The organism is Novosphingobium olei, assembly GCF_012927405.1.
In the GTDB taxonomy this organism is placed as follows: domain Bacteria; phylum Pseudomonadota; class Alphaproteobacteria; order Sphingomonadales; family Sphingomonadaceae; genus Novosphingobium; species Novosphingobium olei.
Genome location: NZ_JABBGM010000004.1, coordinates 133,067 through 154,058, shown reverse-complemented (window position 1 = coordinate 154,058; position 20,992 = coordinate 133,067). Strand labels below are relative to the sequence as shown.

General features: G+C 66.5%; 23 protein-coding genes. 14 read left to right on the top strand and 9 right to left on the bottom strand.

Annotated elements, in window-relative coordinates:
* Positions 1-2 precede the first annotated feature (2 nt).
* From HHL27_RS22795 to HHL27_RS10820, 7 genes are all read left to right on the top strand, one after another.
* On the top strand, positions 3-254 hold the full coding sequence (locus HHL27_RS22795) for a YnbE family lipoprotein (protein ID WP_338114878.1): 252 nt from the start codon (positions 3-5) through the stop codon (positions 252-254).
* 2 nt (positions 255-256) lie between these two features.
* Positions 257-640, top strand: coding sequence for a YdbL family probable chaperone protein (locus tag HHL27_RS10845; RefSeq protein ID WP_169493426.1), 384 nt, complete (start codon positions 257-259; stop codon positions 638-640).
* Between the two features lie 230 nt (positions 641-870).
* A complete protein-coding gene (locus HHL27_RS10840; protein ID WP_169493425.1) occupies positions 871-1,191 on the top strand; it encodes an AtpZ/AtpI family protein in 321 nt (106 codons plus the stop codon).
* Between the two features lie 41 nt (positions 1,192-1,232).
* Entirely contained in the window at positions 1,233-2,015 is a 783-nt protein-coding gene (locus tag HHL27_RS10835; protein WP_169493424.1) for a F0F1 ATP synthase subunit A, read from the top strand.
* 47 nt (positions 2,016-2,062) lie between these two features.
* On the top strand, positions 2,063-2,290 hold the full coding sequence (locus tag HHL27_RS10830; protein WP_022677864.1) for a F0F1 ATP synthase subunit C: 228 nt from the start codon (positions 2,063-2,065) through the stop codon (positions 2,288-2,290).
* An 83-nt stretch (positions 2,291-2,373) separates the two neighbouring features.
* Positions 2,374-2,868 (top strand): F0F1 ATP synthase subunit B family protein, encoded by a 495-nt coding sequence (locus HHL27_RS10825; RefSeq protein WP_169493423.1) that lies wholly within the window; start codon positions 2,374-2,376, stop codon positions 2,866-2,868.
* Positions 2,861-3,412 (top strand): F0F1 ATP synthase subunit B family protein, encoded by a 552-nt coding sequence (locus tag HHL27_RS10820; protein ID WP_169493422.1) that lies wholly within the window; start codon positions 2,861-2,863, stop codon positions 3,410-3,412. The genes HHL27_RS10825 and HHL27_RS10820 overlap by 8 nt, the downstream gene beginning before the upstream one ends.
* A 93-nt stretch (positions 3,413-3,505) precedes the next feature.
* On the opposite strand, the gene HHL27_RS10815 is transcribed toward HHL27_RS10820, so the two are convergent.
* The 5 genes from HHL27_RS10815 to rpsA all read right to left on the bottom strand — a co-directional run bounded on the left by HHL27_RS10815 (position 3,506) and on the right by rpsA (position 8,040).
* Complete coding sequence (locus tag HHL27_RS10815; protein ID WP_169493421.1) at positions 3,506-3,988, bottom strand: GNAT family N-acetyltransferase; 483 nt, start codon at positions 3,986-3,988, stop codon at positions 3,506-3,508.
* A 4-nt stretch (positions 3,989-3,992) separates the two neighbouring features.
* Positions 3,993-5,018, bottom strand: coding sequence for a LacI family DNA-binding transcriptional regulator (locus HHL27_RS10810; protein ID WP_206069540.1), 1,026 nt, complete (start codon positions 5,016-5,018; stop codon positions 3,993-3,995).
* 34 nt (positions 5,019-5,052) lie between these two features.
* Positions 5,053-5,823: a hydroxyacylglutathione hydrolase gene (gloB, locus tag HHL27_RS10805; protein WP_169493420.1), complete on the bottom strand. Its 771-nt coding sequence runs from the start codon at positions 5,821-5,823 to the stop codon at positions 5,053-5,055.
* A gap of 13 nt (positions 5,824-5,836) precedes the next feature.
* Positions 5,837-6,241 carry a GFA family protein gene (locus HHL27_RS10800; protein ID WP_169493419.1) on the bottom strand — a complete coding sequence of 135 codons (405 nt, stop codon included), beginning with the start codon at positions 6,239-6,241 and terminating at the stop codon, positions 5,837-5,839.
* Positions 6,242-6,333: 92 nt separating this feature from the next.
* A complete protein-coding gene (gene rpsA / locus HHL27_RS10795) occupies positions 6,334-8,040 on the bottom strand; it encodes a 30S ribosomal protein S1 (RefSeq protein ID WP_169493418.1) in 1,707 nt (568 codons plus the stop codon).
* 312 nt (positions 8,041-8,352) lie between these two features.
* Here rpsA and HHL27_RS10790 point away from each other — a divergent pair, with 312 nt between their 5' ends.
* The gene (locus HHL27_RS10790; RefSeq protein ID WP_169493632.1) at positions 8,353-8,889 is read left to right on the top strand and encodes a GNAT family N-acetyltransferase; all 537 of its coding nucleotides are present in this window, start codon (positions 8,353-8,355) and stop codon (positions 8,887-8,889) included.
* A 15-nt stretch (positions 8,890-8,904) separates the two neighbouring features.
* Here HHL27_RS10790 and HHL27_RS10785 read toward each other — a convergent pair whose 3' ends face one another.
* Positions 8,905-10,638 (bottom strand): methyl-accepting chemotaxis protein, encoded by a 1,734-nt coding sequence (locus tag HHL27_RS10785; RefSeq protein ID WP_169493417.1) that lies wholly within the window; start codon positions 10,636-10,638, stop codon positions 8,905-8,907.
* A 146-nt stretch (positions 10,639-10,784) separates the two neighbouring features.
* Positions 10,785-12,206 carry a glutamate ligase domain-containing protein gene (locus HHL27_RS10780; RefSeq protein WP_169493416.1) on the bottom strand — a complete coding sequence of 474 codons (1,422 nt, stop codon included), beginning with the start codon at positions 12,204-12,206 and terminating at the stop codon, positions 10,785-10,787.
* A 103-nt stretch (positions 12,207-12,309) separates the two neighbouring features.
* On the opposite strand from HHL27_RS10780, the gene HHL27_RS10775 reads away from it, so the two are divergent.
* The 6 genes from HHL27_RS10775 to HHL27_RS10750 all read left to right on the top strand — a co-directional run bounded on the left by HHL27_RS10775 (position 12,310) and on the right by HHL27_RS10750 (position 18,250).
* Positions 12,310-13,131, top strand: coding sequence for an LD-carboxypeptidase (locus HHL27_RS10775; RefSeq protein ID WP_169493415.1), 822 nt, complete (start codon positions 12,310-12,312; stop codon positions 13,129-13,131).
* Positions 13,132-13,168: 37 nt separating this feature from the next.
* Complete coding sequence (gene fabD / locus HHL27_RS10770) at positions 13,169-14,104, top strand: ACP S-malonyltransferase (RefSeq protein ID WP_169493414.1); 936 nt, start codon at positions 13,169-13,171, stop codon at positions 14,102-14,104.
* Positions 14,105-14,119: 15 nt separating this feature from the next.
* Entirely contained in the window at positions 14,120-14,872 is a 753-nt protein-coding gene (gene fabG, locus HHL27_RS10765; RefSeq protein ID WP_169493631.1) for a 3-oxoacyl-[acyl-carrier-protein] reductase, read from the top strand.
* The gene (locus HHL27_RS10760) at positions 14,872-15,396 is read left to right on the top strand and encodes a hypothetical protein (protein WP_240959680.1); all 525 of its coding nucleotides are present in this window, start codon (positions 14,872-14,874) and stop codon (positions 15,394-15,396) included. The genes fabG and HHL27_RS10760 overlap by 1 nt, the downstream gene beginning before the upstream one ends.
* A gap of 194 nt (positions 15,397-15,590) precedes the next feature.
* Entirely contained in the window at positions 15,591-16,709 is a 1,119-nt protein-coding gene (gene dnaN, locus HHL27_RS10755; RefSeq protein WP_169493413.1) for a DNA polymerase III subunit beta, read from the top strand.
* 113 nt (positions 16,710-16,822) lie between these two features.
* A complete protein-coding gene (locus HHL27_RS10750; protein WP_169493412.1) occupies positions 16,823-18,250 on the top strand; it encodes a globin-coupled sensor protein in 1,428 nt (475 codons plus the stop codon).
* Between the two features lie 26 nt (positions 18,251-18,276).
* Here the strand turns inward: HHL27_RS10750 and HHL27_RS10745 are convergent, their stop codons facing one another.
* On the bottom strand, positions 18,277-19,293 hold the full coding sequence (locus HHL27_RS10745) for a zinc-dependent alcohol dehydrogenase family protein (protein ID WP_169493411.1): 1,017 nt from the start codon (positions 19,291-19,293) through the stop codon (positions 18,277-18,279).
* A 90-nt stretch (positions 19,294-19,383) separates the two neighbouring features.
* The gene (locus HHL27_RS10740; RefSeq protein ID WP_169493410.1) at positions 19,384-20,688 is read right to left on the bottom strand and encodes an FAD-dependent oxidoreductase; all 1,305 of its coding nucleotides are present in this window, start codon (positions 20,686-20,688) and stop codon (positions 19,384-19,386) included.
* Between the last annotated feature and the right edge of the window lie 304 nt (positions 20,689-20,992).

The following is a 20,992-nucleotide window of genomic DNA, read 5'->3' as shown; positions in this document are numbered from 1 at the left end:
AATTGACCACAGACACGAACCCTGCGACCCTTTCGATGATGAGGGAACGTGTAAGCCGGTCGAAGAAGGGGAAGCGCATCCTGCGGCTTCTCCCTGTGCTGGGCGCGACGGCGATGCTTGGCGGGTGCATTTCGGTTAAGGCGCCCGACAAGCCGATCGTCATCGAGCTCAACATCAACATCAAGCAGGAAGTGGTCTATCGCCTGGCGGCCGACGCTGCCCAGACGATCGACAAGAATGCAGGGATTTTCTGATCATGGCACGCATTGGGACCAAGTTTGTCGTTGCCGCCACGCTCGCCGGGCTGCTCCTGCCCGCCGCCGCGCTTGCGCAGCGCGACCCCGCCTACGCCGCCGCGCGCGCTGCGGGGCAGGTGGGCGAGAAGATGGACGGCTACCTGGGCTACGTCGTTTCGCCGAGCGCGGCGCTGCGCGCGGTGGTCGAGGACATCAACATCAAGCGCAAGGCGGTCTATGCCGACAAGGCGAAGGCCAACAGCGCCACGGTCGAGGAATATGCGCTCACTTCGGGCTGCCTTCTGATTGCCCAGACCAAGCCGGGCGAGAAGTACCAGGCGCCCGACGGTTCGTGGCAGACCCGCACCGCCGCGCCGCCCCTTCGGGACGCGCGCTGCCCCTGATCGCAGAGCCGATAGCGCGCTGCACCGGCGCGGTTGTGCGCATACGTAGCAAACAACGAAATTCCGCCCCTTCCTGCCCGCACAGGAAGGGGCATTTCATTTCGGATCACCTGTGGCCCGTAGCGGTTGACTTGAACAAACCCCCCGCCTAAGGGGCAGGCGCTCCCGGCGGACAGCCGTTGGTTGCGCTGCGCTTTCGGTCGGGCTTTACACGATCTGGGGAGAGCAGCATGACCGACGACACATCCGACGTGACGCCCATCGGCGAAGATCCGCGGATCTCCACGCTCGACGCGCGGCTTCAGGCCGCTCGCCAGCGCGAGGACGAGCGGATCAACAAGCCGGCACCGGATGGGTCCGACGCGAACTATCGCCTTGGCAACCGCGTGCTGGCTGAACTTGTGGGCGGCATGGTGGGGGGCGCGTTCATCGGCTGGGTCATCGACCAGTTTGCCGGAACGAAGCCCTGGGGGTTGTTGGTGATGCTGTTCGTGGGGGTGGGAATCGCCTTCCGCAACATCATCAGGATTTCGAACCAGCGCCCCGAATAAGGGCGCTGTTGTCTTATTTTGAGTTGTGACGGGGAAAGCACGTGGCCGAAGGCAAGGTCGATCCGGTTCACCAGTTCACGATCGAGCCGCTGTTCGGCACCGATCACTGGTCCATCGCCGGTTACAACGTGATGTTCACCAATTCGGCACTGTGGATGGCGATTACCGCCGTCGTGCTGATCGTGTTCGTTGCGGGCGGCGCAAAGCGCGCCGTGGTGCCGGGTCGCTGGCAGATGGCGGTCGAAGGCTTCACCGGCTTCGTCGACAACCTGCTCAAGTCGAACATCGGCGAGGCGGGCCGCAAGTACCTGCCGTACATCTTCTCGCTGTTCATGTTCATCCTCTTCGCCAACCTGCTCGGCCTGCTGCCGCTGGCCCTGGTCGGCCTGCATCCGTTCACGGCGACCAGCCACTTCACGGTGACCGGCGTGCTGGCGGTGATGAGCTTCGCGATCGTGCTGATCGTCGGCTTTGCCAAGCACAAGCTGCACTTCTTCTCGCTGTTCGTGCCGCACGGCACGCCCGTTCCGATGATCCCGATCATTTTCCCGATCGAGCTGATCTCGTTCATGGTGCGTCCGTTCTCGCTCGGCCTGCGTCTGTTCGTCGCCATGATGGCCGGCCACGTCCTTCTCGAAGTGCTTTCGGGCTTCGTGATCTCGGGCACCAATGCCGGCGCGCTGACCTTCGGTATTGCCGCGCTGCCCAGCTTCCTGCTGATGATCGGCATCTGCGCGCTCGAACTGCTCGTCGCAGGCATCCAGGCCTACGTCTTCGCACTGTTGACCTGCGTCTATCTCAACGACGCGGAAAATCTTCACTGATCGGTTTCAACCTTTCCACTACGGATTTGAAAGAGGGAGTTTTTATCATGGACGCACAGAGCGCAAAGCTTCTCGGCGCTGGTCTGGCCGCCATCGGTGCGGGTCTCGCCTCGCTCGGCGTGGGCAATGTCTTCGCGAAGTTCCTCGAAGGCGCGCTGCGCAACCCCGGCGCTGCCGACGGCCAGCAGGGCCGCCTGTTCATCGGCTTCGCGGCTGCTGAACTTCTCGGCCTGCTCTCGTTCGTCGTCGCGATGATCCTGATCTTCGTCGCCTGATCGAACGTTTCGAATACTGTTGATGCAACGGACGGGGTTCGCAAATTTTGCGGCCCCGACCGCAAGAAGCGCGGACCAACGCGATGCCTCAGATTGCACAGCTTGCCACCACCTATTCCAGCCAGGTCTTCTGGCTTCTGGTGTGTTTCGGCCTGGTCTTCTTCGTCGTCGGCCTCGGGCTCCTGCCCAAGGTGACTTCGACCGTAGACCTGCGCGACAAGCAGATCGCCGACGATCTCGCCGCGGCTGAAGCCGCCCGGGCCGCCGCCGATGCCGAGGAAGAGGCGTGGAAGGTCACGGCCGCCAGGCAGCGCGCCGAGGCCCAGGCCGTGATCGCCCAGGCCAAGGCGGATGCCGCCAAGTCGACCGAAGCGGCGCTTGCCGTGGCTTCGGCCAAGGTCGACGAAACCCTTGCCGCCGCCGAAGCGCGGATCGGTGCCGCCCGCAATGCAGCGCTCGGCGAAATCGAAGCCGTCGCCGCCGATGCGGCGCAGGACATCGTCTCGCGCCTCGCCGGCATTTCGGTTCCGGCCGAACAGGCGCAGGCCGCCGTGAAGGGAGTTCTCGCTCATGGCTAATGCCGCCGAAACCACCGCAACCGTCGAGCAGCCGCATGGCAGCGAGCACGAAGTCGAACCCACCGCGCTGGGCCTCACGCCCGGCATGTGGGTCGCGGCGGCCATGCTGGTCTTCCTTCTCATCCTGGTGGTGAAGAAGGTTCCCGGCGCCATCGTGGGTGGTCTCGACAAGCAGATCGCCGCGATCCGCCAGCAGCTTGACGAAGCCAAGGTGCTCCGCGCCGAAGCCGAAAAGCTGCGCGCGGAATATGCCGCCAAGATCGCCAATGCCGAAAAAGACGCGGCGGCGATGCTCGAGCATGCCCGTCACGAAGCGGACCTGATCGTGGCCAAGGCCTCGCAGGACACTGCCGATGTGATCGCCCGTCGCGAAAAGATGGCGGCGGACAAGATCGGCGCGGCCGAGCGCGCTGCGGTCGACGATCTGCGCGCCAAGGTGGCTTCGGCCGCAGCGGCCGCCGCCGGTCAGCTGATCGCCGCAAACCACGGTGCGAACGCGGACAAGGCGCTGGTCGACGGCGCGATTGCCGGTCTTTCGCACTGATCGTCCTGCCTGCTCGCAATAGCCGCGCATCGACACGATGAGCCCCGCCGGGAACGGTGGGGTTTTTCATTTTCGGGCATGGCGTCGCCCCGTTCAGAGCGCGCGGTGCATGACCAAGGCATCGACCCGGCCGAGTGCGGGATGGTCGAAGGCGTCGGGAAGGCGGCCGACGATGGCAAAACCCAACGATGTCCACAGCGCGACCGCGCGCACGTTCGTGCTCACCACGAAATTGAACTGCATGGCGGCAAAGCCCGCAGCGCGCGCCCGCTCGAGAGAATCCGCACACATTGCCCGGGCAACGCCGCGCCCGGCGGCAAAAGCTGCGGTGATGTAGCCGCAATTGCAGACATGACTGCCCCCGCCGGGCTGGTTTGCGCGCAGGTAGTAGGTGCCTACGATGCCTTCATTGTCTTCGGCCACAAGGGTCTGCTTGTCGGCACCAAACCAATAGGAGAGCGCGGCGTCGCGGCTCATGTCCCTATCCAGGGCGTAGGTCTCTCCGGCGCGGATCACCGGTTCCAGGATCGCCCAGATCGCGTCGACATCGCTGGCGGCGGCGTCGCGGATCCTCACGTCGTCAGTCGCGCGTGGAACCGCGCACCACAAGGCGAACCGGCACCCGGCGGGGCGAAGGCGCTTCGCCGCCGATGGTCGCGATCAGGCGATCGACCAGCAGCGAGCCTGCCACTTCGAAATCGGATTCGACCGTGGTCAGCGGCGGCACCGACCATTGCCCGGCGCGCACGCCATCGAAGCCGACCACCCCCACATCATCGGGAATGGCGATGCCGCGACGGCTGAGTTCCTTGAGCGCACCGAGCGCGATCTCGTCGCTTACGCCGAACACCGCGTCGAACGGACGGCCGCTCTCGGCCAGCGCGGCGGCGGCGCGGCGGCCCTGTTCCTCGCGCGGCAGGCCACGATCGATTTTCTGCAGCACTGGTTCGAGCCCGGCCTCGCGCATCGCTGCGGCATAGCCGTCGAACCGTTCCTTGAACTGGCGCTGGGGTGATGTTTCCGAACCGAGGCAGACGATCTGGCGATAGCCGCGCACCAGCATGTGGCGCGTCGCCAGCGCGGCGCCGGCGGCGTTGTCGCTGCGGATCCAAGGAAAATTGTCGTTGGGAGCGCCCCAGCAGACCCAGTTGGTGCCTTCGGGCAGCGCGCCGAAGTAATCCCACGCCTCGGTGTTCTCGCTTGTGCCGATGACGATCATGCCGTCGGCCTTGCGCCGCTCCTGGTAGTGGCCCCAGAAGTTGGCGGCGCTGTCCTGGAACGCGACGAGCACTTCGTAACCGCGCGCCGAAGCGGCGGCGCAGGTGCTGCCCAGCAGAGCGAAGTAGAAAGGGTTGATGTCCTTGCGGTCCTGCCCCGGACGGCAGATCATCACCAGCGCCAGCGTGCCGGTCTTGCCCCGGCGCAGGCGGGCGGCGTTTTCGTCGACCTGGTAATTGAGCTTCTGCGCGGCTTCGATCACGCGCTTGCGGGTCGGCTCGCTGATCGAGGTGTCGCCTGCAAGTGCGCGGCTGACGGTCGACTGGCTGACGCCCGCCGCCTCGGCCACGTCGAACGAGGTTACGCGGGTGAGGCGCTTTTCAGGCATCGGCTTGTTCATTCCCCTCGTGTCCGCATGCAGCCTAGCGGAAGTCGTCCTTTGCGGCACGCAGCGCGGCAAAGGTTTCCACTGCATTCGCACCACCCCACCGCGCCTGCATGGCAGGGTCGTCGGCGCGAAGGAAGGGGTTGGTGGCAAGTTCGCGATCAAGGGTGGTCGGAACAGTCGGTTGCCCGGCTGCGCGGCGTTGCTCGACCTCCGCCGCATAGGCTGCCAGCGTTGCGTTGTCGGGATCGGCGTGGAGCGCGAAGCGGGCGTTCGAGGCGGTGTATTCGTGCGCGCAGTAGATTGTCGTTGCGGGCGGCAGGGCCTTGAGGCGCGAGAGGCTGGCCCAGAACTGGTCGGGCGTTCCTTCGAACATTCGTCCGCAGCCCAAGGCGAAGAGCGCATCACCGACGAACGCGATGCCTGCTGCCGGGATGTGGTAGGCGACGTGGCCCATCGTGTGGCCGCCGACGTCGATTACCTGGGCTTCGAACTTTGCCAGGTTCACGCCCATCGCGTGTGTGACTTCGCGGTCGACCGCGGCGATGCGGGGGGCGTCGACGGCCGGGGCAATCACCGTGCAGCCCGTCGCGTCCTTGATAGCCTGGTTGCCGCCGGCATGGTCCGGGTGCCAGTGGGTGTTCCAGATCTGCGTTATCTTCCAGCCCTTTTTCTCCGCCTCGCGGAGGTAAGCGGCAGCATCCGGGGTGTCGATGGCGACGGTTTCGTCGCTCGTCGCATCGTGCACGAGATAGCCGTAGTTATCGGACAGGCACGGGAACTGGTGAACTTCTAGCGACGACGGCACGATCCGGGCATCCTCAACTGCGACCGCGCGGAAAGTGCGGGATCGCGCCGGGAATGGCAACCCAATCGTGCTGCGTCTCCTCCCAGACGGATCGGACAGGGGCGGGGAAGGCGGGATCGGCGAAGGCGCCCACGGGCACGCCGATGGTATCTGGCTTCAATTCGGTGCGGCACCACACGGTTGCGCCGCAGCTGGGGCAGAAGCCGTTGACGAAGACCGCGCCGCTGGTGCCGGCCCTGGCATATTCATGCACGACGCCTGCAATCTTCACGGCGGCAGCGGGGAAGTAGGCGAGAACGCCGAATGGCGAGCCGGTGCGGCGCTGGCAGGCAAGGCAATGACAGGCGACGATCTGGTCGGTCTGGTACCCGGCTTCGATCTCTACGACGAGCTGGCCGCACTGGCAGGTGGCGCGCATGTGGGGAGCCTACTCCATCCGAGCGCCAAAGCAAAAGCCCGCCCGGATCGCTCCGGACGGGCCTTGCTTTGTCCCGCTAAGGGCTCTCGTTCTTACGAACGGGCCTTCAGCGCGGCGCCGAGGATGTCGCCCAGCGAAGCGCCGGCATCCGACGAGCCGTACTGTTCCACGGCTTCCTTCTCTTCGGCCAGCTGGCGGGCCTTGACCGAGAAGTTCGGCTTCTTGGAACGGTCGAAGCCGGTGACCATGGCATCGAGCTTCTGGCCGACCTGGAAGCGGTCCGGACGCTGTTCGTCGCGGTCGCGGCCGAGATCCGAACGCTTGATGAAGCCGGTCGCGCCGTCTTCGCCCGCCTGCACTTCGAGACCGCCATCGCGGACTTCGAGAACGGTGACGGTGACGACTTCGCCACGACGCAGCGAGCCAGCCGAACCGGCCGAGACGCCGCCGGCAGCCGGAGCACCCTTTTCAAGCTGCTTCATGCCGAGCGAGATGCGCTCCTTTTCGACATCGACGTCGAGGACCACGGCCGAAACCTGCTCGCCCTTGCGGTGCAGGGCAAGCGCGTCTTCGCCCGAGATGCCCCACGCGATGTCCGACATGTGGACCATGCCGTCCACGTCGCCATCGAGGCCGATGAACAGACCGAATTCGGTCGCGTTCTTGACTTCGCCTTCCACGGTCGAACCGACCGGGTGCTTTTCGGCGAAAGCTTCCCACGGGTTCTGCTGGGCCTGCTTGAGGCCGAGCGAGATGCGGCGCTTGTCGCTGTCGACTTCCAGCACCATGACGTCGACTTCCTGGCTGGTCGAGACGATCTTGCCGGGGTGGACGTTCTTCTTGGTCCAGGACATTTCCGAAACGTGGACCAGGCCTTCGATGCCCGGCTCCAGCTCCACGAAGGCGCCGTATTCGGTGATGTTGGTGACGGTACCGTGCAGCTTCGCACCGACCGGGTACTTGGCGGCGACGCCATCCCACGGATCGCTTTCGAGCTGCTTCATGCCCAGCGAGATGCGCTGCGTGTCCTGGTTGATGCGGACGATCTGGACGCGCACGGTGTCACCGATGGCGATGACTTCGCTCGGGTGATTGACGCGCTTGTAGCTCATGTCGGTGACATGGAGCAGGCCGTCGATGCCGCCCAGGTCGACGAACGCACCGTAGTCGGTGATGTTCTTGACGACGCCGTCGATGATCTGGCCTTCCTTGAGGTTCTGGATCAGGCCCGAGCGCTGTTCGGCGCGGGTTTCTTCCAGCACCGCACGGCGCGAGACGACGATGTTGCCGCGACGGCGGTCCATCTTCAGGATCTGGAACGGCTGCGGCATGTCCATCAGCGGGGTCACGTCGCGGACCGGGCGGATATCGACCTGCGAGCCGGGGAGGAAAGCCACGGCGCCGTCGAGATCGACGGTGAAGCCACCCTTCACGCGGCCGAAGATCACGCCTTCGACGCGCTTGCCTTCGCCGAATTCGTTTTCGAGCTTGTCCCAGGCGGCTTCGCGGCGGGCGCGGTCGCGGCTGAGCATCGCTTCGCCGTCGGCGTTTTCGACGCGGTCGACGTAGACTTCGACTTCGTCACCGACCGAAAGGCCATGCGGCTGGCCGGCCATGGCGAATTCGCGCAGCGGCACGCGGCCTTCGCTCTTGAGACCGACGTCGATGACGGCCTTGTCGTTTTCGATTGCGGTGACGGTGCCCTTGACGACGCGGCCTTCGAAACCGCCATTCGCGGCGGCGCCCAGCGTCTCGTCGAGCAGCGCGGCGAAGTCGTCGCGCGTGGGAGTGCTAGCCATGCTATGCTTCCTGTATCGTGTTATTCCGGCCAGGCGGTTGTCTCCGCCGGTCTTTCCTCCGCCTTCCGCACCATGCGGAAACGACGGGCCAAAAAGGGCCGAACCGCCCGCCGGGCCTCATGCCATGGCGGGCATCCGTACATCGGGCCGGTTAAGGCCGTCCGAGGGACCGCGCGCCCCTAGGCCAAGCCCCTGCAAAACGCAAGCAAAACCGTGTCTTTTGCAAGCGCGCGATTGCGCTGGATCAAGGTGCACGATGCTGCGGTTGCTAACGTCGCCGCATCACAACGCCAGATCGACGGAGATCCCGCCATGCCCCAGATCACCACGCTTGCGGAGCTTGCCCCGATGACCCAGATGACCACCCGTGACGGAACCGTGCTGACCGTGCGCGCCGCCTTTTCGGAAGACGAAGGCGTGCTGGCCGATTTCTTCGACAAGGTGAGCCCGGAAGACCGGCGCTTTCGCTTCCTGACCGCGATCGGCCATCTCGAACACGCGCAACTCCAGCCGTTGACCCATGTCGACCACTGGCGCACCGAAAGCTTCGTGGCGTTCGATGCGACCACAGGGGAAATCGTCGCCTCGGCCATGCTGGCCTGCGATCCGCGCATGCAGACCGGGGAGATCGCCGTTTCGGTGCGCAGCGATTATCGCGGCCGGGGCGTGGGCTGGACGATGCTGGACCTGCTTGCGGCCGAAGCAGACAGGCGCGGACTGGAGCGGGTGATCTCGATCGAGGATCGCGACAACCACGCCGCGATCGAGCTGGAGCGCGAGAAGGGCTTCGAGGCGCATGGGCTCGATGGCGACCCGCACCTGGTGCTGCTGGAAAAGCGCTTCGCCTGACCTCGGGCTGTCGTGTCAGGCCGCCCGGCGCATGGCGCCGGGTTGCCGGCCGGAGGTGCGGAACTGCGAGACGATTTCGGCAAGGGCTTCCGCCTCTTCGGCAAGCGAACGGGCGGCGGCGGTGCTTTCCTCCACCATGGCCACGTTCTGCTGGGTCAGCCGGTCGATATCGCCCACCGCGCGATTGACGTGATCCATGCTGACGGCCTGCTGTTCCGACGCGCGGGCAATGTCGGCGACCAGCGCGCCGACACCGGCGGTGCGCTCGACGATGGCCGACAGCGCTTCTCCGGTATTGCCGACGAGGGCGACCCCGGCGGCGACTTCGCGCGTGCTGGTGGCGATCAGCGTCTTGATCCCCTGCGCAGCTTCAGCGGATCGCTGGGCGAGCGCGCGCACTTCGGTGGCAACCACGGCGAACCCGCGTCCCGATTCGCCAGCGCGCGCGGCTTCCACCCCAGCGTTCAGCGCCAGCAGGTTGGTCTGGAACGCGATGGCATCGATCAGGTCGACGATCTGCCCGATCTGCTGTGACGAATTCTCGATTGCGGTCATCGCCCGCACTGCATCGTCGACGATGCGGCGGCCGTTGGCGACTTCGCTGTTGGCCGCGCCGATTGCGCCGTGCGCCTCGGCAGTGCGGCGCGCGGTATCGTGGACCAGGTCTACCGCCTGTTGCACGGCCGCGCCCGATTCCTCGATGCTCGCAGCCTGGATCTGGTTGCGCCGCGACAGGTCATCGCTTGCGCCGCGGATCTCGGCCGCGCCCACCTTGACGTCTCCCGCCGACACCGAAACCTGGGCGACGAGGCGGTCCAGCTTGACCGCGGCGGTGTTGTAGGCGGTACGCAGGCCTTCGTAGTCGGGCGCGAATGGCTGCTCGATGCGATGGACGAGATCGCCGCCAGACAGGCGATCCAGCGCGCCGCGCATCACGCGCACCACCTCGGCCTGGGCTTCTGCGGCCTCACGGGCGGCTTGCCCGGCGCTGCGGAACACGGCGATGGCGCGGCTCATGTCGCCGATTTCGTCGGCCCGGTCGGTATGATCGGGCGTGCGGTCGAGGTCGCCCCCGGCCATGTCGGTCATCAGCTCGGCGGTGGCCGCCAGCGGGGTGAGTACATGTCGGCCCAGCAGTCGCAGCGCCACGAACACCATGGCCAGCACCGCGATCCCGGCGAGCGCCATCACGCCGAGCGTCAGCCGCATGGTCAGGTGGACATGGTCCGACAACGCTTCGCGCACCTTGGCCGTGTGCCCGGTCAGCTGGCGGACCGCATCGGCGTGCTTGCGATAGAGCAGGCGCGCCTTGCCCTGACTGAGCGCGGCGCCATCGGCATCGTTGCGCTCCAGCGCGGGGACAAGGTTCTGGTCGATCTCGGTCCAGAAGCGATCGCCCAACGCGCCGGCCCCGGCGGCAAGTTCAGCCTTGAGCGCGGGGTCGAGTTCCGACTTTGCCCAGCGATCGCGCGCCGTGCGGTATTCGCGTTCGAGCCGTGCAAGCGTTGCCTTGTCCTCATCGAGCGAGCCGCCGATGTTCGCGGCATCCGATGCGGTCAGCATGGCTTCGGTCAGGAACAGCGGCGGGGGAAGGATGTCGGCGTTGAAGTCGGCCAGTTCCTCGACGCGGGTGTAGATGGGGCCACCGACGCGGACGCGCGCCACGCCGACGGCAAGCGCGGTGGCGGCGGCCAGGAGGATGCAGGTGATGATGAGCCCGCCTTTTCGGCTCGTTTCGCGGATCGTCATGGCCAGGCCCCACGCTGCCCCGGCCGGCGCGGGGATGCCGGCGGGTTAGCGGGGACCTAGCACCGCGCCCGGCACCAAACGGTTGCCTTGGACTCGCGACGATTTCGTACGGCCCGGGGGCTTTTTGTTAAGGCGGGGGGGCGATCTCAGGCGAGCCGGGCGAGGATGTCGCGCGCGAACGTGGACAAGGTATCGTCGCGCGCGCCCATGATCACGATGCGATCGCCGGGGCGCGCAAGCGCGACGATGCGGTCGGCGCAATGATCGCGCGACGCGATGTGTTCAGCCTGGCCGCCGTGGCCTTGCACCAGCGCGACGATGCGTTCGGAGCCGACCGAGCGGTCGACCGTGCCGCCGAAATAGACCGGATCGCACAGGATGGTCACGTCATCGCTGTAGAGCCGGGTGGCCAGCACTTCGGCCAGCTCCGCGCCCATCTGGCGCAGCGGGCCATAGCCGTGGGGCTGGAAGAAGGCGATCACGCGGCCGGGATGGGCTTTCAGCGTAGCAAGCGTGGCGGCGACCTTTTCGGGGTTGTGGCCGAAATCGTCGATCACGGTGACACCCGATGGGCTGGTGCCCACGATGTCGAAGCGGCGGGCAAGGCCGGTGAACCCTTCCAGCGCCCGCGCCGCTTCGGCGAGCGGCAGGCCGGCGGCATTGGCGGCGGCCAGCGCGGCGAGCGCGTTGGCGAGGTTGTGCCGGCCAGGCACTTGCAAGGCGAGCGGCACAGCAGCGCCGTCGCGGCGATCGATCACGGTGGCCGCGATGCCGGTGGGATGCTCGACGATGGTGGCTGCATCGACTGAAATGTCGCCATCGGTCGAAAAGCCGAACGTCAGCGAGGCATGGGCGCGCGGGCGCAGGGCGAGGCTTTCGGGATCGTCGGCGTTGATCACCGCGATCGCGGCGCGCGCCAGGAAATCGCCGAACAGCGCGCGCAGTTCCTCCAGGCTCTTGTGATCGAGGCTGACGTTGTTGAGCACCGCGATCGCCGGGGTGTAGAGCGCGATCGAGCCGTCGCTTTCGTCGACCTCGGACACGAACAGCTCGCCGCTTCCGACGCGGGCCGAGGCGAAGGGCGCATCGGGCGTGCGGAAGTTCTTCATCACCGCGCCGTTCATCACCGTCGGATCGCGGCCCGCCTGCGTCATGATCCAGCCGATCATCCCGGTGACGGTCGACTTTCCGCTCGTGCCGCCGACGGCGATGCCGGTCCTGCTTGCGTTGAACAGGCGCGAGAGAAGTTCGGCGCGGCTCATGCGCGGGCAGCCAAGCTCGCGGGCGCGGACCATTTCGGGCACGGTGTCCTCCACCGCAGCGCTGGCGACCAGCACCTGTTCGGACGAGGTTACGCCGCTGCCGTCCTGCGGGAACAGCGTGAAGCCCAGGCTTTCGAGCCAGGCGAACTTCTCCGGCGTGCGGCCCTGGTCGCGGCTGCGGTCCGAGCCGGCGACACTTGCGCCAAGGCCGCGCAGGATCAGGGCGAGGGGTAGCATGCCCGATCCGCCGATGCCGCAGAAGAACCAGGGGCGCGAGGTGAGGTCGGTGGCTGTGGCAGAGGTCATGGGCGCAACGCACTACAGCAACGGCCACGCCAGTCCAGACTTTGGCCCCCAAACGTTGGCCCATTGCTTTGCGCCGGCTTGTGGTTGTCGCTATGGCAAGTCGATGCGTGTCGCCATCTGCGCCCCTTCGACCCCGTTCACCCGCGAGGATGCGGCGCGCGTGGTGGCGCTGGCCGGGGCGGAGTTCGCGTCCATCGCGCTCGATTTCCACGAACAGTGCTTTGCGGTGGAGGGACATTTCGCCGGAAGTGACGCGGTGCGGCGGGCGGCGTTTCTCGATTGCGCCAACGATCCGGCGTTCGATGCGGTGTGGTTCGTGCGCGGCGGCTATGGTGCCAACCGGATCGCCGCCGATGCCGTGGCGCAGGCGGGCGCGGCGGCGCGCGACAAGCTCTACCTCGGCTATTCGGACGGCGGCACGTTGCTGGGCGCGCTCTATGGTTCAGGGATCGGGCAGCAGGTCCACGCGCCCATGCCGACCGATCTCCGGCGCACCGGCGGCGAGGCGGCGGTGCGGCGCACGCTCGGCTTCCTGAGCGGAGCGCGCGACGGGATCGAGCCCTCGGCGGGAGCGCGCCCCCGCGTTGCGTTCAACCTGATGACGCTGGCCATGCTGCTGGGCACGCCGCTGATGCCCGATCTTGCGGGCCACGAGGTGCTGGTCGAGGAGGTGGCCGAATACGACTATGCCGTCGACCGGCTGCTGTTCCACGTCTGCCACGCCCTTGCCGGGCAAGGGGCTGCCGGCCTCCGCCTCGGCCGCGTCAGCGACGTACCCGAGAACGACCGGCCGTTCGGCTTTGCGCCAGAAGCCATGGCACGGCACTGGTGCGGGGTTGCCGGCCTCTCCTTCCTGGGTTCGGCCGACATCGGCCACGATATCGACAACAAGATCGTCCCGTTCGGGCTTGCCCCGCGCGAGTGACGGCAATAGGGCGCGCGCCCAAAGGAGCGTAGAGGACATGAGAGCTTTCGTTTTCCCGGGGCAGGGCAGCCAGAAGGTCGGCATGGGGCTGGAACTCGCCGAGGCGAGCGCCGCCGCGCGCGAAGTCTTCGAGGAAGTCGACGACGCGCTGGGCCAGAAGCTGTTCCAGATCATGAAGGAAGGGCCGGAAGACGCGCTGACGCTGACCGAGAACGCCCAGCCCGCGATCATGGCCAACGCCATCGCCGTGCTGCGCGTGCTGGAAAAGGAAGGCGGCATTGCGCTCGCTGACAAGGCGGACTTCGTCGCGGGCCACAGCCTGGGCGAATATACCGCGATCTGTGCCGCAGGCGCGTTCAGCCTTGCCGACACCGCGCGCCTGCTGAAGCTGCGCGGCCAGTCGATGCAGGCGGCCGTGCCGGTGGGCGTGGGTGCGATGGCGGCGCTGCTGGGTGCCGATATCGAGAAAGCCTCGGCACTGGCCGAAGCGGCGGCGGAAGGAGAAGTCTGCACCGTTGCCAACGACAACGATCCCACGCAGGTCGTGCTTTCGGGCCACAAGGGCGCGATCGAGCGCGCCGTGGCGCTGGTCAAGGACCACGGCATCAAGCGCGGCGTGCTGCTGCCGGTATCCGCGCCGTTCCATTGCCCGCTGATGCAGCCGGCGGCCGATGCCATGGCCGAAGCCTTCGAAAAGACGCCACCGGCCGCGCTGCGCGTGGCACTCTTCGCCAACGTGACTGCAGCGGTCGTGACCGACCCTGCCGAAGTCAAGCGCCTGCTGGTCGAGCAGGTGACCGGCCGCGTGCGCTGGCGCGAAAGCGCGATCGCGATGAAGGACGCCGGCGTCGAACAGTTCATCGAACTGGGCGGCAAGGTCCTTTCGCCCATGATCAACCGCACCGTGGCCGATGTGTCGGTTACCAGTGTCGTCGGCATGGCCGACATCGAAGCCATCCTGAAGGATATCTGAGCCATGGAAAACCGCCTGTTCGATCTTAGCGGCATGACCGCCCTCGTGACCGGCGCGGCCGGTGGCATCGGCTCGGCGATCAGCCACGCGCTGGCGCGGCAGGGGGCGCGGCTGGCGCTTTCGGGGACCAACCCGGCAAAGCTGCGCGCCTTCCGCGAGGAACTCAACGAAACCTACGGCCACGATCACGTGGAGATCACCTGCGACCTGTCGAACACCGAACAGGTCGAACATCTCGTCCCCGCCGCGCTCGATACGCTGGGCAAGGTCGACATCCTGGTGAACAACGCCGGGATCACCCGAGACAACCTCGCCATGCGGATGAAGGACGAGGAATGGGACGCGGTGATCAAGGTCAACCTTGAAGCCGCCTTCCGCCTGATGCGCGCGGCGACCAAGCCGATGATGAAAGCGCGCTTCGGCCGCATCATCACCGTGACGAGCGTGGTCGGCGCCACGGGCAATCCGGGGCAGGTCAACTATGCCGCGGCCAAGGCGGGCCTTGTCGGCATGAGCAAGTCGCTCGGCCAGGAACTCGCCAGCCGCAACATCACCGTCAACTGCGTGGCACCGGGCTTCATCCGCACCGCGATGACCGACGTTCTGCCCGATGCGCAGAAGGATGCGCTGAACGCCCGCATCCCGATGGGCCGGATGGGTGAAGGCAGCGACATCGGCGCAGCCGTGGCCTATCTTGCCAGCAAGGAAGCAGGCTACGTCACCGGCCAGACGCTGCATGTCAACGGCGGCATGGCGATGCTTTCCTGATGATGCGCAAGGTCCTTGTCGCGCTGGCGCTGCTCGCTGGCGCGCAAGGGGCGCAGGCGCGTTCGCCCGAGGCGCTGGCCTGCGCGGTCAAGGCAGCGCCCGTGGGGCTCGACGCGCGCGTGGCCGATGCGATCGTGGCGCAGGATCCCGATCGCAACCGTCCGGTGATCGATGAATTGCGCCGCGTGGTGGAAGGATGCGCGCGCGACCAGTTCCTCGATGCCAAGCAGACCGATGCCTATGTCGACTACACGCTCGGGCGGATGGGGCGCGACGTGCTCGATGCCCGGTTGGCGGCGATCGGCATTCCGGTGTCGCTGATCGACGATGCGCTCGATATCGGTCCAGGCAAGACCAACAACCCGGCCGAGAAGGTGACGCAGGGCGATCTCAACCGCATCACCGCCGCGCTGCGCGATGCGGGACAGGATCCCGCAGCGGTGACGCCGGACGGCTGGCGGCTGATCACCGCGTGGATCGCGGCGACGGCCAACATGTTCGATGGCCTGCGCCGGCTCGATTGAGGCGCAATTCCTGCAGTTTATGCACAGCTTCGCTTGGCAGCGGCGCCGGAGCGCTTGCCCGCGCCGGTCCGCGCGCTAAGGAAGGTAGTCCGAATTGACCTGTGTTTCCGGGCGATTCCGCCACAGGAAACCTTAGCTGACACCGACCGGCCGGGCATGCTGAACCCTGCCGACTGGGGGGACGAGAGACGAGAATGAAGGCGACGATCGAACGCGCGACGCTCCTGCGCTGTCTGTCCCACGTCCAGTCCGTGGTCGAACGGCGCAACACGATCCCGATCCTGTCGAACGTGCTGATCGAAGCGTCGCCCGACAATTCGGTTCGCCTGATGGCCACCGACCTCGACCTGCAGATCGTGGAATCGATGCCGGCCGTCTCGGTCGAAGGGCCGGGCGCGATCACCGTGTCGGCGCACCTGCTGTTCGACATCGCGCGCAAGCTGCCCGACGGTTCGCAGGTGAGCCTTGAAACCGCCGACAACCGCATGGTGGTCAAGGCCGGGCGCAGCCGCTTCCAGCTGCCGACGCTGCCTCGCGACGATTTCCCGGTGATCGTCGAAGGCGATCTGCCCACCAGCTTCGAGATTCCGGCGCGCACGCTGGCTGAGCTGATCGACCGCACGCGCTTTGCGATCAGCACCGAAGAGACGCGTTATTACCTCAACGGCATCTTCTTCCATGTGGCGGACGATGTGCTGAAGGCCGCCGCGACCGACGGCCACCGCCTGGCGCGCTACACCCTGCCGCGGCCCGATGGCGCCGAAGGCATGCCCGACGTGATCGTGCCGCGCAAATGCGTGGGCGAACTGCGCAAGCTGCTCGAAGAAGTGCTCGATACCGCCGTTCTCGTCGATCTTTCGGCCAGCAAGGTGCGCTTCACGCTGGGCGGCGAACACGGCGTGGTGCTCACCAGCAAGCTGATCGACGGCACGTTCCCCGATTACAACCGCGTGATCCCGACCGGCAACGACAAGCTGCTCAAGCTTGATCCGCGCTCGTTCTTCCAGGGCGTCGACCGCGTGGCGACCATCGCCACTGAAAAGACCCGTGCGGTGAAGATGGCGCTCGAAGCCGACCGCGTGACGCTGTCGGTGACGAGCCCGGACAACGGCACCGCGGCCGAAGAGCTTGCGGCAGACTATCGCGCCGAAGGCTTCGAGATCGGCTTCAACGCCAACTATCTCAAAGATATCCTCAGCCAGATCGACGGCGATACGGTGGAATTGCACCTCGCCGATGCCGGGGCGCCCACGCTGATCCGCAAGGACGACAAGGCACCGGCGCTCTACGTGCTGATGCCGATGCGGGTCTGAGCCGGCAGAAAGCCAGATGTCCTCGCGGACGTCGTAATCGTACCTAATCGGCGGCCAAGGTTGATTGAGGGCCTTGTGACATAACGCAGCAACCATTTTCTGGAAGCTGCGTCATGTCCCCAACGCCATCCCTTTCCCGCACGCTCGATTTCTTCAGCCTGACCGACGATGACTATCGCCGGTTTCCAGCGATTTCGGCGGCGATGGCGCGCTTGGCGCCGCCCGCGCTCGAACGCCTTTACGACCGGATCGCGGTGAGTCCCGAAATCGCCGGTCTGTTCGGTTCGCGCGCGGCGATGAACCATGCGCGCGACAAGCAGCTGCAGCATTGGCAGACGATGTTCTCGGGCCGCCCGGATTCGACGTACCTTGAAAGCGCGCGCACCATCGGTCGTGTACACGCGCGGATCGGCCTTTCGCCGGACTGGTACATCGGCGCCTATGCCAGCGTGATCGACGAGGTCATGGTTGGGCTCGCCGGTGCGCTGCCGACGCTTTCGCCGCGGCGCACCGCGCGGCTGGCGGGCACGATGGTCAAGATGGCGCAGCTCGACATGAACATCGCGCTGTCCACGTATTTCGAGATTGCGGAAAAGGCGCGTGTCGAGGTGATCGGCCATCTCGGCAGCGCCTTGCAGCGCATGACCAACGGCGATTTTCATTCGGCGATCGAGAACCTTCCGCAGGAATTCGCCGCGATCCAGTCCGACTTCGAAACGATGCGCGCCAAGGTGGCGGAGGCGCTTTCCGAAGTGGCCCAGGCTTCGACGTCTGTCGACACCGGCGCCAAGCAGATCCGCCAGGCTTCCGACGACATGGCGCGGCGCACCGAGCATCAGGCGGCAAGCCTTGAAGAAGCATCGGCGGCGATGACCTCGCTCGCGGCGAGCGTGCGGTCCACCGCCGACGATGCGGGCAACCTGCACGATGCGGTCCGCCAGACCCATACCGATGCGCAAGATGGCGGAACCGTGGTGGGCGAGGCGGTTCAGGCGATGACCGATATCCAGCAGTCGGCGCAGGAGATCGGCAAGATCATCGCGGTGATCGACGGCATCGCCTTCCAGACCAACCTCCTCGCCCTCAATGCCGGCGTCGAGGCGGCGCGTGCGGGGGATGCAGGCCGCGGTTTCGCCGTCGTCGCCAACGAAGTGCGCGCGCTGGCGCAGCGTTCGGCCGAAGCGGCGCTCGACATCAAGAACCTGATCGGCGCGAGCTCGGCGCAAGTCGATCGCGGTGTCGCCATCGTCGGACAGACGGGCGAGACGTTCTCGCGCATCGTCGGCCGGGTGGGCGAAATCGCCGACCTTGCCAGCAGCATCGCCGCATCGGCGCGCGATCAGGCGACCAACATCGGCCAGATCCGTGAGACCGTAGGCGAGCTCGACACGATGACGCAGCAGAACGCGGCGATGGTCGAAGAGGCGACCGCGGCGGCGCGCAACCTGGCGGGGCAGGCCGACCGCATGGCCGAACTCGTCGACCGCTTCCAGCTGGGCAATGACTCTCGGGTGGCGCGCCGGATGCGCCGCGCGGCCTGAGCCGTCGGGCGCACCCGGGCGGGCGATCAGATATCGACGACGATCTTGCCGAAGTGGGCGCCGCTGATCTGGTGGCGGAAGGCATCGCCCAGCGATTCCAGCGCGAAATGACGATCGATCACCGGGCGGATGCCGTTGGTTTCGATCGCGGCGATCATGTCGAGCTGGCTTGCGCGTGATCCCACTGTAAGTCCCTGGACGCGCAGGTTCTTGTTCATCAGCAGCGCCGTGTTGACGGGACCGGCGAACCCGGCCAGCACGCCGATCACCGCGATATGGCCGCCGACGCGCGTGGCCATCATCGACTGTTCCAGCGTTCCGGCACCACCGATCTCGACCACGGTGTCGACGCCGCGTCCGCCGGTCAGCTCCGCCGCCTTGACGCCCCAGTCGGCATGGGCGCGGTAATTGACGAGCTCGTCCGCGCCCATGGCCCGCAGCCGCTCGAGCTTTTCGTCCGAAGAGCTGGTGGCGATCACCCGTGCCCCGGCAGCCTTGGCGAACTGCAGCGCAAAGATCGATACGCCGCCCGTTCCCTGGATCAGCACGGTCGATGCCGGGCCCGTCGAGCCATCGACGAACAGCGCGCGCCACGCGGTCAATCCTGCGCAAGTGAGCGTCGCGGCCTCGCTATGGCTGAGGCCCTTGGGCGCCCGGGTGAACCAACGCGCCGGGACCACGACTTCGGTGCGGGCGTAACCATCGGTGCTGTCGCCCGGCACGCAGAACTGCATCGGCTGGTGCAACGTGCCATCCTCCCACAGCGGGAAGAACACCGAGACGACCGCGTCGCCCACCGCGAATTCGGTCACGCCATCGCCGATGGCCACGACTTCACCCGCGCCGTCGGACATCGGGATGCGATCTGCCGGGGCCGGCAGCATGCCGGCGACGACGGCGTAGTCATGGAAGTTGAGTGACGAGGCGCGAATGCGCACGCGGATTTCGCCAGCACCCGGCGCGCCGGGATCGGGCAGCTCCACCGCCTTCAGACTGTCTAGCGTGGCCGGCTTTGCGCCGAGCTGCATCGCGCGAACGGACATTTCCTCTCTCCCTAAATCGCCTGGCAACGGCAGCTGTCGCCGCACGCCCCTTACTTAGTTAAGCGATTAAGGCAGAGGGTTGCGGCCCGGTCAACCTCGCGCGCGGATCATCTCGGCCACGTCGACGAACTTTTCGCGCGGCGCGCCGTCGCGGGCGCGGGCGGCTTCGGCTTCCTCGATCCGCTTCCAGTCGCGGAAGGTGACGACGTCCAGCCCGCGCTGCGCCGCGAGCGCGTCGAACCCTTCGCGCCCCGCCTTGTGGGCGAAGGCGGGCATGTCCTCGGCGATCTTCTCGATCACCGCGAAGCCATCGGGGCGGTTGGTGCCGATCGTGCCGGATGGGCCACGGCGCGCCCAGCCGACGCAATAGAGGCCGGGCAGGATGCGCCCTTCGTCGTTGGCGAAGCGGCCGGCGCGCTCGTCGAACGGCACGCCCGGAATCGGCGCGGTGCGATAACCGATGCAGGCGACGACGAGGCTGGCGGGAATTTCGTAGAATTCGCCGGTGCCGACGGCGCGGCCGCCCTCGATGCGGGTGCGCTCCACTTCGATCGCCTCAACCCGCCCATCGCCGAGCAGCGCGCGCGGAGCGGCGAAGAAATCGAACTCCACTTCGATGTCGACGTCGGCGCGGTGGCTTTCCGGGATCGCGGCGAAGCTGCGCAAGTGGTTGACCGATTTGCGCAGGCCCGGTTCGAGCAGCGCATCTTCACCCACATCGGGCAGGTCCGCCGGATCGACGCGTGGCGCGGCGCGCGAAAGATGGCCCAGTTCGCCAAGTTCCTTGGGCGTCATCATGATCTGGTGAGGGCCGCGCCGGCCGAGGATGACCACACGGCGGATCTTCGAGGCGACGAGCGCTTCGAGCGCGTGGCCGACGATGTCGCTGCCGGCGAATTCCTCGCGCGTCTTGGACAGGATCCGCGCGACGTCGAGCGCCACGTTGCCCATGCCGATGACGACTGCGGTTTCGCCCGACAGGTCGGGATCGAGCGCGGCGAATTCGGGGTGGCCGTTGTACCACCCGACGAAGGCGGCGCTGCCGTGGATGTTGCGCAAGTTGTCGCCCGGCAGGTCGAGCCCGCGATCGCGCGGCGCGCCGGTGGCGAGCACCACCGCATCGTAGAAACCCTGCAATTCCTCTATTGAAACGTCCTGCCCGATGGTGACGTTGCCGACGAAGCGCACGTTGTCGGACAGCGCGGTCTGTTCGTAGCGGCGCGAGACGCCCTTGATCGACTGGTGATCGGGCGCGACACCGGTGCGGATCAGGCCGTAGGGAACGGGAAGGCGGTCGAAGATATCGACCTTGACGTCGTCCCCCCACTGCTTCTGGGCGGCTTCGGCGGTGTAGTATCCGGCAGGTCCTGAACCGATGATCGCGATGTGACGCATGCGCTCTCCCGCGCGTTTGTTGTGATTCTGCGGGAGATGCTAGGCGGCGTGGACAATTTCCGCAACGCCACGGTTACCCTGTAAGAGGCCCCCGGCAAGGAGCGAGGCCGCAGGTGGAGTGGGCCTCCATCAAGGCTGAGCGACGCCGCAGGGGCCTCTTACAGGATAACCCAGAAGGGGCTGGACCAAAAAGCGCCATCGCAGCGTCTGCTCGGCTCGCAATATTCCCGATATTGCTCCGCCTCGCCTTCTCGCGCTGGCGCTTTTTGCCTCCAGCCGTGGCGCTGTGGAATATGTCCACGCC